We start from the raw sequence: 10,827 nt of genomic DNA, 5'->3' as shown, positions 1-10,827 counted from the left end.
CTTAGTTATCTCTCGTCATTACTGTTTTTAAAAGTTTCATTCGAAAATGAATTGTATAAAGAAATTTTCGAGAATCGTATGTGTTTCACTGTTTAGTTATCAAGGTTGTTTGCTGTTGTCTTCAAAGCAGCTCATTCATATTATCACATGTTCAAGTGTTTGTCAACAACTTTTTGAATTTCTTTTATTCAGAAAATTCAAAGCGGAGAAGGAGGGATTTGAACCCTCGCGCCGCTATTAACGACCTACTCCCTTTCCAGGGGAGCCCCTTCGGCCAGCTTGGGTACTTCTCCAAATTGCCCTACTTAATAAGTAAGTTCTTCATTTAATTGTTTACTCTCTTGCGACAGCTTGTTTAGTATAACCGATGTTTCTTTATTTGTCAAGCACTTTTTTTAATTTATTTTTAAAGTGTTTAACAAGCGGAGAGAGTGGGATTCGAACCCACGCGCCCTTGCGGACAAACGGTTTTCAAGACCGCCTCGTTATGACCACTTCGATATCTCTCCATATTAAATAGTCAAAATAAAAATGTTCTGCACATCAGGAGTTGTCCTTCACTCAAGAGGTTGTCTCTGTCAGTGCAAAACGTATTTTATCATCAAAACCTTTTTGTGTCAACAAGAATTTTTATTTTTTTATAAAATTCGTTCAATATTGCAGAAATGCCTCTGCTACAGCCAGATCTTCCGGGGTTGTGATCTTAATATTCCGATAGGAACCCTCCACCAGAAGGATCTTTGTCCCAGTCTCCTGTTCCACTACCATTGCGTCATCTGTCACACCTGTCATGTCCTTTTTGCGTATACTTTCATAAGCTCCGCGGATCAGGTCATAGGAAAATATCTGAGGAGTCTGAATATTCCATACAATTTTACGGTTTGGAGTCTCTTTAATATAGCCTGACGGGTCTGCCAGCTTCACAGTATCCTTAGAGGGCATCCCCATTACACAGGCATTGGTACGCTTCACAGCCTCATATCCCCTTTGGACCATCTCTTCTGTAAGAAATGGTCTTGCTCCGTCGTGAATATACACATAATCGGTATCCTGACAGCATAACAGTCCTGCATATACAGAATCATAGCGCTCTTTTCCACCTGCAGTCACCTTACACACTTTGGAAAAGCCGTATTTCTCTACAATCTCTTTCTCGCAGTAAGAAATCATATCCTCCCCTGTTACCAGAATGATGTCCCGGATCAGCGGACTTTGCTGAAAGCATTGCAGGGAATAATACAGAACCGGTTTCCCTCCAATTTCCAGAAACTGCTTCTGTATCTTGCTGTGCATTCTTTTCCCCTGGCCTGCTGCCAGGACGATTGCTGTACATCTGCCCTGCTCCATTATCGTTCTCCTAATTTCAGGTTTGGAACTGCATTTAAGTCCCATCCGTGACGTGTGCCTTTTATATACTCATAGTAAGCTGCCACACCGATCATCGCCGCATTATCGGTACAGAAAATAGGGGATGGACGATAAAACTTGTATCCCCTCTTTTCACAGGCCTTGGTCATGGCTTCTCTTAAGGCTCCGTTGGATGCAACACCCCCTGCAATGGCAATCTTATCCATATGATAGTCCTTTGCGGCAAGCATAGTGTGCTCGACCAGTACGTCTACCACAGACTTCTGGAAGGAGGCTGCAAGGTCAGCACGGTTAATCTCTTCTCCCTTCATCTGGGCATTGTTGATATAGTTCAAGACAGCAGATTTCACACCACTGAAGCTGAAATCATAAGGACAGTCCCCTAATTTTCCTTTCGGGAAAACAATGGCGTCCGGGTTTCCCTCACGGGCAAGCTTGTCCACCTTCGGTCCGCCAGGATAGCCAAGTCCAATTGCACGGGCCACTTTATCAAAAGCCTCTCCTGCTGCATCATCCCTGGTGCGTCCCAGGATTTCAAATTCTCCATAGTCTTTAACGATTACAAGGTGAGTATGTCCGCCGGACACGATCAGGCAAAGGAAAGGCGGCTCCAGGTCCGGATGCTCAATGTAGTTTGCAGAAACATGTCCTTCTATATGATGGACTCCCACAAGGGGAAGCTTCTTGGCGTAAGCAATTGCCTTTGCCTCTGCTACGCCTACCAAAAGAGCACCTACCAGCCCAGGGCCATAGGTGACGCCAATTGCATCCAGATCACCCAGAGTCACATTCGCCTCAGAAAGTGCCTCCTCGATCACCTGGTTGATCTTCTCAATGTGTTTACGTGATGCAATTTCCGGCACAACGCCTCCATATAAGGTATGCAGTGCGATCTGGGAAGAGATCACGTTTGATAATATGGTCCTGCCGTTCTTTACTACAGAAGCTGCAGTCTCGTCGCAGGAGCTCTCTATTGCAAGAATTAATGTATCTTTCATTTTTTAATCCTCTTCAAAATTCATTTCCATTGTTTTTCCATCTTTGCCAGGATACGCATTTGGGAAAATCTCCCGCACCATATCCATAAATTCATCCGGACGGATCAGGGATGGACTATAGTGTGTCAGCCACATTTCCCCTACCTGGGACTGTCTGGCAAGCGTGGCAGCCTCGCGGAACGTCATATGCTTGTAGCCTTTTGCCTTCTCCAGCTTGTCATCCTCGCCGTACATTCCCTCACAGATAAAAAGATCGGAACCAGGCGCGTTCTTCAAAATAGATTCTGTGGGGCGGGTATCTGTGGTATAAGTAACCTTCAGTCCCTTTCTCGTCGGGCCAAGAACCATATCCGGAGTGTAAGTCACACCCTCTGCCTCAATGGTCTGTCCCTTCTGAAGGGGATTCCAGTACTGTAGCGGAATTCCCTGCTCTCTGGCACGCTCCGGGGAAAATTTTCCCTGACGGAGAATCTCTAAGGAATATCCGTAACAAAGCACATTGTGATTTACCTTAAAAGCAGTGATCCGATATCCGTTGATCTCAAACACCTGCTCGGGTCCGTTAATTTCTATAAATTTCAGTTCAAATGGAAGCTCGGGAGCAATCACACGAAGAGCATTCACCACCCGCTCCAGCCCTTTCGGTCCAATGAGTGTGAGCGGCTCGGTACGCTCTGCATTTCCCATTGTAAGAAGAAGTCCCGGAAGTCCACTGATGTGATCCCCGTGATAATGGGTAAAGCAGATCACGTCAATAGGCTTGAAGCTCCATCCCTTTTCCTTAATTGCTACCTGAGTTCCCTCGCCGCAGTCGATCAGAAGACTATGGCCATTATACCGGGTCATCAGAGCAGTAAGCCACCTTCTTGGCAGCGGCATCATGCCTCCGGTTCCCAGCAGACAAACATCTAACATATATTAAAATATCCTCTTTTCATTAAGCATTCTCTGGAAAAGTTTAACACAAGCAGTTTCGTAAAACAAGTATCAGGAAAATTTTCCTGGAAAATCAATTGCCAGAACCAGATAAATGTTTTACAATAAATTACAATATTCGATTGCGAATATTAATTTAAAGGTAGAAAGCTGTATTTAATCTACTTATTTTAGGAAGGAAAACGTATGATCTTTAGCAAACAAAAAACAAAATTCACCTGGAAAAACTATCTCACTCTGTTTGTCCTATTTGCTTTCTCGCTTCTTTTGATCCGGTTTCTGGTTCCATCTGGTTCCTATTTTGGTTCCAGAATTGACTGGTATTCCCAGCACCTGACCATTGCCGATTACATGCGGAAGCAATTTTTTGCCACAGGCAATCTTTTCCCTGATTTCACAGGGCTGGGCGGCGGAACCAATTTCTTCTCCCTGTCCTATTATGGATTTATGCGCCCGGATGTTCTTGTCTCCTATCTTTTTCCAAGTATAGGTACTGCATATTTCATCCAGGGATACGCGATCCTGGGAATCCTTATGGGAGGTGCCCTTCTTTATTATTGGATCTTCCAAAAGGGCTTTTCCAATTTTACCTGCACAGCCTCTGCTTTTTTGTATATGACAGCAGGCTGTCTTTATCACGCACATAAGCAGATCATGTTTGTAAATTATCTGCCATTTCTCATTCTGGCATTTATTTGCATTGACCACATTCTGGATCCGGAAAAAGCAGGAAACTATCATTTCCGTCCTCATATCGGACTTGTACTGTCCCTGTTTTTCTGTATTCTTCACAGCTTTTACTTTTTCCCATCCTGCTTTGTGGCATGTATCCTTTACCTCTGGCATCTGATGCCGGAGCACATAAAGAATGTTCCTGCTGACGGACAGAAGAAGCGCAAATGTGCTTTATGGTGGAACTATATTATAGATGTATCCTTCGCCTCTGCCATGAGTATTTTCCTTATTCTTCCAACCGGTCTTGCAATGCTTGGCAACAAAAAGGACACCGGTGGTTTTGGCGATATTTCCCAGATGTTCAGTGTCAACACCGGCATGGAGGGACTTCTGTACGGCAATTATAACTGCGGACTTACCCTGATCTGTCTGTACGCTATTTTTCTTTGTATAAAGGAAACAAGGAAGCTGGCAATTTCTGTTTTTGTCCTTCTGTTCTTTAATATTTTTGAATGGATCTTAAACATCACTTTATACGTACGGCCGAAATGCCTGATTCCTTTTGTGCCGCTGATCATCTATCTTGTAGCACAGGCTTTGGAACGGATCCGCCAGGGAAAAATGAAGCTTAGCCTGCCGCTGGCGCTTCTTGCCTGCCTTCCAGTCATCCTAAGACTTCAAAGTGGATTGCACCGCCAGAATAAGATGCGGCCTCTTGTCTATGCAGACATGATCCTTCTCCTGGTCTGTGTAATTGTCTGCATTGTGTTGGAAAAGAAAAAGATCACCATACCGGTTCATTCCCTGGCCGTACAGATTTTGGGACTGGTTCTGATCTGTACCATTCCTACGCTGTCTTATATCCATCAGGGACAGCGGGAAACCTATATTTCCAAGGAGGATTCCTCCAGAGATTCTTTTTCCAAGGAAGAGCTGGAAGAATACGCTACAGATTCCCAGTACCGGTTCGACTTTATAGAGCATCTTGCTACAAATGCAAACTATGTGGTTGATGGAAATCAGAATAAAAGTTCCCTTTACTCTTCTATTTCCAATACCAATTACAATGTGCTGCTGTATGATATTTTACATATGCCAATTGGGATCCATAACCGTGTATCCATGACCTCTGGAGAAGATCCTTTTCAGGAATACCTGATGGGTGTCCGATACATCCGTACAATCCCAAGGGAACTTCCAGCCGGATACACCATTTTGAAGCAGAATGGAAGCCATATTCTGGCGGAAAATCAGAATGTACTTCCACTTGCCTACGGAAGCACTGCACTGATGGCAGAAGATGATTTTGACCAGCTCTCTTACCCACAGAATCTGGATACTCTGACCAACCGAACCATTATCCCTTCTTCGGCAGAGGGAAATAGCAGTTCCGATTTCTATGAAGCTTACAGCTCTCAGATGAAAGAATATACGCTTCCGGAAAATTTCCTTGCCCGCCCTGCAAAAAGGAAAAAAGCAACGATTCAGCAGGAGCTTCCAGAGGAAATACCAGCTTCCACAATTTTGCTGCTTTCCTTTGATGTGAATAATCGTGGAAAAAGAGATGTTACCATCACCATAAACGGGATCCAGAACCGGCAGTCCGGTCCAAATGCTCCTTATCCCAATAACAACAAAACTTTTACCTACATGATTTCATCTGACGAAAGCATCGATACCCTGAAAGTCAAATTTTCCAGGGGTAAATATAGTATCAGCAATATAAAGGCCTATACCATTCCGTTGTCCGCTATTTCCAATCCGGGCGTAGTGGATTTCCAGAATGAAGAAACTTCTGGAAAAGAAATTCTGAACGGCAGCATTGATATGCCAGAAGATGGTTATTTCGTAACCTCCTACACCTTCTCGTCAGGATACCAGGCTTACGTAGATGGTGAAAAGGTGACTCCGGTCCAGGTGAATAAAGCTTTTGTTGGTTTTCCGCTGAAAAAAGGCGCGCACAGCATTCAGCTTGAATTCCATGCACCGGGTAAAACCCTTGGCTTCCTGGTAAGCGGGCTTGCCGCAGCACTTCTGGTTTTGATAAATCTTGTTTTTGTATTCAAAAAACGCCGCTGCGAAGTCAAGGCTTTATAATTATCTTTTCATATGTTTCGGGATCTGCATAACTATTTTGCGGATCCTTTTTGATTACTATTGCGTTCTAAACAGCGATAAGTAAAATCTAATTGTAACTTGACAAACCGTGTACAATGTGTTTTGATATCCAAATTACCATACACGCAACCAATGTTACGGCTTCGGCTTTCGTAACAGGAAGGATTTATTATGATCTTTAGCAACAAACCGCAAAAATTCACCTGGAGAAACCTTTTTCCCTTACTGCTGCTTCTGGCGGCAGGAGGGATTTTGATCTGGCAGCTGGTTCCCGCTGGCTCCTGGTTTGGTTCTGAGACAGACTGGTATTCCCAGCACGTCGCCATCGCCGATTACATGCGGGAAAATTTCTACGCTACCGGAAAGCTTTTCCCGGATTTCACCGGACTTGGAGGTGGGACTAACTTCTTTTCCCTTTCCTATTATGGGTTTATGCGCCCGGATGTGCTGGTCTCCTACCTTTTTCCAGGGATTGCAATGGAATATTTCATCCAGGGCTATGCCATACTGGAAATTCTTCTTGGTGCAGGGCTCCTTTATTACTGGCTTCACAGAAAAGGCTTTTCCGACTTTACCGGATTTGTGTGCGGATTTTTTTATCTGTGTGCCAACTGCTTTTTCCAGGCACACAGGCAGATCATGTTCGTAAATTATCTGCCCTTTCTCCTTCTGGCTTTTTTGATGCTGGACCGGATCCTGGAACCAAAGGAACAGACAGACTATAAGCTCCGCCCTCATATTGGGCTTATTTGGGCTTTGTTCTTTTGTATCCTGCACAGCTTTTACTTTTTCCCCTCCTGCTTTGTGGCATGTATTCTCTATATTTGCCACCTGCTGCCGGATTATCTGAAGCAGATACCTGCGGAAGCTAGGAAGAAAACAAAGCATAAAATATGGTGGAATTATATTGTGGATGTTTCCTTTGCAACAGCTATGAACCTTTTTCTGCTGCTTCCAACTGGTCTTGCCATCCTTGGAAACAAAAAGGATACCGGGGCAGGGGAATCCCTGTTTAAGATCCTTGGCGTAAATCCAACGCTGGACAGCATTCTCTACAGTCCTTACGGCTGTGGACTTACCTTGTTCTGCCTGTACGCCCTGTTCCTCTGTATCCGGGAAAAGAGGACACGGAAGCTGGCGATTTCCATTTTCTGCCTGCTTTTCTTTGATGTTTTTTACTGGATTTTAAACGTCACTTTGTATGTACGGCCCAAATGCCTGATTCCATTTCTGCCTCTGATCCTTTACCTGGTGGCTCAGGCTCTGGAAGGGCTTCGGCTGGGCAAAATACGGCACAGTCTGCCGCTGGCTCTGCTTTGCGCAGTCCCTGTGATCGTCCAGCTTGTTTTTCTCCTTCGGAATGTGCAGGTGCGGACACTTGTGAAAACTGATCTGGTTCTCCTTTTTGTACTTGTTATTACTGGTATTTTTGTGGAAAAGAAGCAGATTGCCCTGCCGGTGAATTCCTGGATTTTCAATCTATTCAGTTTGATTTTCCTTCTTGCTGTTCCTTTCCAGCTTTATCTTGCAAAGGGGCAGGAGGAGCATTATGCCACTGTTTCTGACGAATCCAGAGACTATTTTTCCAAGGAAGACCTGGAAGCCTACTGTGAAGATCCACAGACCCGTTTTGATGTGGTCGAGCATCCTTCCAACAATACCAACTATGTGATCACTGGAGATCAGAATAAGAGTACCATCTACTCCTCTATTTCCAACAGTCATTACAACACGCTGCTTTACGATATTTTGCACATGCCCATCAGCATCCGGAACCGTGTTGCCATGACTGCAGACCTGAATCCTTTCCAGGAATATCTTATGGGGGTACGGTACATTCAGACAAAATCCGACAAAGTTCCGGCAGGATATACGGTTCTTCAGAAAAAAGAGGGGCATGTGCTGGCGGAAAATCAGAATGTACTGCCGCTGGCTTATGGAAGTACCGCGCTGATAAGCGAAGAGGATTTTGACCAGCTCTCCTATCCGCAGACGCTGGATACCCTTGCAAACAGGACGATTGTGGAAATTCCAGGTGACTCCACGAATGAAAATACATCTTCTGCAAGTGCTGGCAATGATGTTTCTGAATTCCAGAATGAGGGGGAAAATTCGCTGTCAGCTCTGCCGTATGCTTCACAGATGGAGGAATACGCCCTGCCAGAGGATTTCTTCGATCATGAGGATTCCTCAAAGGATGAAACAGTCAGCCGGAAGCTGCCGGAAACCTTAAGCGCCTCTACTATTTTGCTGCTTTCCTTTGACGTGGAATATGATGGAGAACGGGATATGTCCATTATCATAAATGGAATCCGAAACCGACTTTCCGGTTCGGAAGCTCCGTATCCAAACAATAATAACACTTTTTATTATATGATCTCAGGCAATGAAGACCTGGATTCCCTGGATATCACTTTTTCCAGAGGACATTATGAAATAAAAAATGTGAAGGCGTATACGATTCCTTTGTCTGCGCTGTCCCACCCTGGAGTGGTGGAGTTCCAGGAAAATGCTGTTTCTGGAAATGAGATTGTGAATGGAAGTATTGATATGCCAGAGGATGGTTATTTCGTAACCTCTTATACTTTTTCAAAGGGCTACACCGCTTATGTGGATGGAAAAGAAGTGGCAACGGAGCGGGTAAACAAAGCTTTTGTTGGTTTTCCACTGCAAAAAGGGGCACATGAAATCCGAATTGAATTTCATGCGCCCGGTAAGTCCATTGGGTTGCTGCTGAGCCTTGCGGCGGCGGTTGTTTTAATTTTGTATTGCCTTGTGCAGATTGCCAGACAGCGTTACGCAAAAAGCAATTAAGAAAATGTTTGAAAAAAACATTAGCGCGGGTGACGCGTCATAAGTAAAGCATCTTCTACGGGATCCGTATAGTATTTCTTGCGGATCCCGTCTCTTGTAAAGCCCATTCTTTCGTAGAGACGGATGGCTGTCTCATTTCCAACACGTACTTCAAGATGAATGGTGGTCACCCCCTGCTGCTCTGCCAGGCGGATCAGGCTGTCCATAAGGAAATGGCCGATTCCCTCCCGCTGGCGGTCAGGGCGCACAGCCACATTGGTAATATCTCCCTCGTCCAGAACCATGATCAGTCCACAGTAGGCCAGGATTTCGCCCTTTTCTTCCACCACCAGGAACATGGCATCCTTGCGGGTAAGGTAGGTAAAAAAGCCCTCCTTGGTCCACGGCGGGGAAAATAATTCTGTCTCGATCTTCATGACCTGGTCAAGGTCCTCTACTAACATTTCACGAAGAACCATATACTAACTACTCCTATTTAGCTTTTTCAGCGTCTTTCTCAGCCTGCAATTTCTGCGCACGTTCTCTCTCCGCCTGGGAAACTCTCAGGTATTCCGGTACATGCTCCATGGCAGTCACCTCTTTGCCTTCTTTTACGTAAATTTCACCAAGGGCTGCCACTGCTGCCGCTCTTTGCTTATTCACATGGGCCGGAGCGAAAGAATATGGAACTTTCAGGTTCTCTTCGATCATTTTCGCAAAAACAGGTACGCCGTCTCCAAGGAAGATCACTTCTTCCCCTCTTGCATTTAATTTCTCGATCATTTCGGACATCGGAACTGCCATCTGCGCTTCCACAGTTACCAGTTTGTGGTCTTCGAAACGGTAGATTCCAGTATAAACCTGGCTTCTTCTTGCATCCATGATGGGGCAGATCAATGCCTTCGCATCATATAGATTATATGCAAGTGCATCCACTGTAGGAATCTCCACCAGTGGCTTCTTCAGTGCCAGTCCAAGCCCTTTGGCTGTGGCGGAACCAATGCGGAGTCCTGTGAAAGAGCCTGGTCCTGCTGCCACTGCAATGGCGTCAATGGTGTCCAGATCTAATTCTGTCATCTTCGCCAGCTCGTCCAGCATGGGAAGAAGTGTCTGGGAATGTGTCTTCTTATAGTTCACCGTATATTCCGCGATCAGGTTCTCGTCCTCCACAATTGCAACGGAAGCGACGATTCCTGAGCTGTCAAGTCCTAAAATCTTCATTTTTTCTCCTTACCCTCCCCACTTTCGCGGAGAATTCGTTTTGATACAGATGTTACCGACGGCCCACATATTGGCTGGTTTTTTTCACATTACAGCATACATCCAGGCAGTCATTTAACTCTATCCTTACTCTGGAAGACCGTTTACCGTGATCTTGCGGTAATCGAAGCCTTTCTCCAGATCTTTCTCGATTGTAATCTCAATAATCTGCTCCGGCAGAATCTCTTCGATCAGATTCGCCCACTCAATGAGGCAGATTCCATTTCCGTAGAAATAGTCGTCATAACCAATCTCTTCCATCTCCTCGATATCCCCGATCCGGTAGACATCGAAGTGATAAAATGGCATGCGGCCGCTCTCATATTCCTGAATAATGGTAAAAGTAGGGCTGTTTACCGGCTCTGTGATGCCAAGGCCGTCTGCCACTCCCTGGGTGAAAACCGTTTTTCCCACGCCAAGATCTCCTACCAATGTATATACCTGCCCTGGAAGGGCATTTTCCCCGATCCATCTGCCGAAAGCAAAAGTCTCTTCCGGGCTGAAGGTTTCTTTTATCATAGCTTTACAGCTCCTTTTATGTTACTGTTCCTGTTCGCCATCAGATTAACTGTTACTTCATCATTTTGCGAACAAGTGCCTTTTTTCTTGCAGAATTGCTCTTTGCATATTATAATAGAACGAATAACGAAATACAATACTTTTTGAAAAAGGAGATCAA

At 45.0% G+C, this 10,827-nt stretch carries 8 protein-coding genes and 2 tRNA genes; 2 read left to right on the top strand and 8 right to left on the bottom strand.

Going from position 1 to position 10,827, the window contains the following annotated elements:
* Window positions 1–203: 203 nt before the first annotated feature.
* From ACTQ50_RS15965 to ACTQ50_RS15945, 5 genes are all read right to left on the bottom strand, one after another.
* Window positions 204–293 (bottom strand) — tRNA-Ser (locus tag ACTQ50_RS15965).
* 130 nt (window positions 294–423) lie between these two features.
* A tRNA-Ser gene (locus ACTQ50_RS15960) sits at window positions 424–509 on the bottom strand.
* A 142-nt stretch (window positions 510–651) separates the two neighbouring features.
* A complete protein-coding gene (gene ispD / locus ACTQ50_RS15955) occupies window positions 652–1,347 on the bottom strand; it encodes a 2-C-methyl-D-erythritol 4-phosphate cytidylyltransferase (protein WP_441485008.1) in 696 nt (231 codons plus the stop codon).
* A complete protein-coding gene (gene tsaD / locus ACTQ50_RS15950) occupies window positions 1,347–2,366 on the bottom strand; it encodes a tRNA (adenosine(37)-N6)-threonylcarbamoyltransferase complex transferase subunit TsaD (protein WP_441485007.1) in 1,020 nt (339 codons plus the stop codon). Before tsaD ends, ispD begins: the two co-directional genes overlap by 1 nt.
* Before the next feature lie 3 nt (window positions 2,367–2,369).
* Complete coding sequence (locus ACTQ50_RS15945; RefSeq protein WP_441485006.1) at window positions 2,370–3,281, bottom strand: ribonuclease Z; 912 nt, start codon at window positions 3,279–3,281, stop codon at window positions 2,370–2,372.
* A gap of 207 nt (window positions 3,282–3,488) precedes the next feature.
* On the opposite strand from ACTQ50_RS15945, the gene ACTQ50_RS15940 reads away from it, so the two are divergent.
* Window positions 3,489–6,074, top strand: a complete 2,586-nt coding sequence (locus tag ACTQ50_RS15940) for a YfhO family protein (protein WP_441485005.1) — start codon at window positions 3,489–3,491, stop codon at window positions 6,072–6,074.
* A gap of 192 nt (window positions 6,075–6,266) precedes the next feature.
* A complete protein-coding gene (locus ACTQ50_RS15935) occupies window positions 6,267–8,909 on the top strand; it encodes a YfhO family protein (RefSeq protein ID WP_441485004.1) in 2,643 nt (880 codons plus the stop codon).
* Window positions 8,910–8,929: 20 nt separating this feature from the next.
* Here the strand turns inward: ACTQ50_RS15935 and rimI are convergent, their stop codons facing one another.
* From rimI to tsaE, 3 genes are all read right to left on the bottom strand, one after another.
* Entirely contained in the window at window positions 8,930–9,367 is a 438-nt protein-coding gene (gene rimI / locus ACTQ50_RS15930; protein ID WP_441485003.1) for a ribosomal protein S18-alanine N-acetyltransferase, read from the bottom strand.
* Between the two features lie 13 nt (window positions 9,368–9,380).
* Window positions 9,381–10,109, bottom strand: coding sequence for a tRNA (adenosine(37)-N6)-threonylcarbamoyltransferase complex dimerization subunit type 1 TsaB (tsaB, locus tag ACTQ50_RS15925; protein ID WP_441485002.1), 729 nt, complete (start codon window positions 10,107–10,109; stop codon window positions 9,381–9,383).
* Between the two features lie 126 nt (window positions 10,110–10,235).
* Entirely contained in the window at window positions 10,236–10,667 is a 432-nt protein-coding gene (gene tsaE / locus ACTQ50_RS15920) for a tRNA (adenosine(37)-N6)-threonylcarbamoyltransferase complex ATPase subunit type 1 TsaE (protein ID WP_441485001.1), read from the bottom strand.
* Window positions 10,668–10,827: the final 160 nt, after the last annotated feature.

Source organism: Blautia sp. Sow4_E7 (assembly GCF_052116245.1).
In the GTDB taxonomy this organism is placed as follows: domain Bacteria; phylum Bacillota; class Clostridia; order Lachnospirales; family Lachnospiraceae; genus Blautia_A.
Note: the sequence above shows the minus strand (reverse complement) of the source record. Positions and strands in the feature narration are given on the sequence as shown.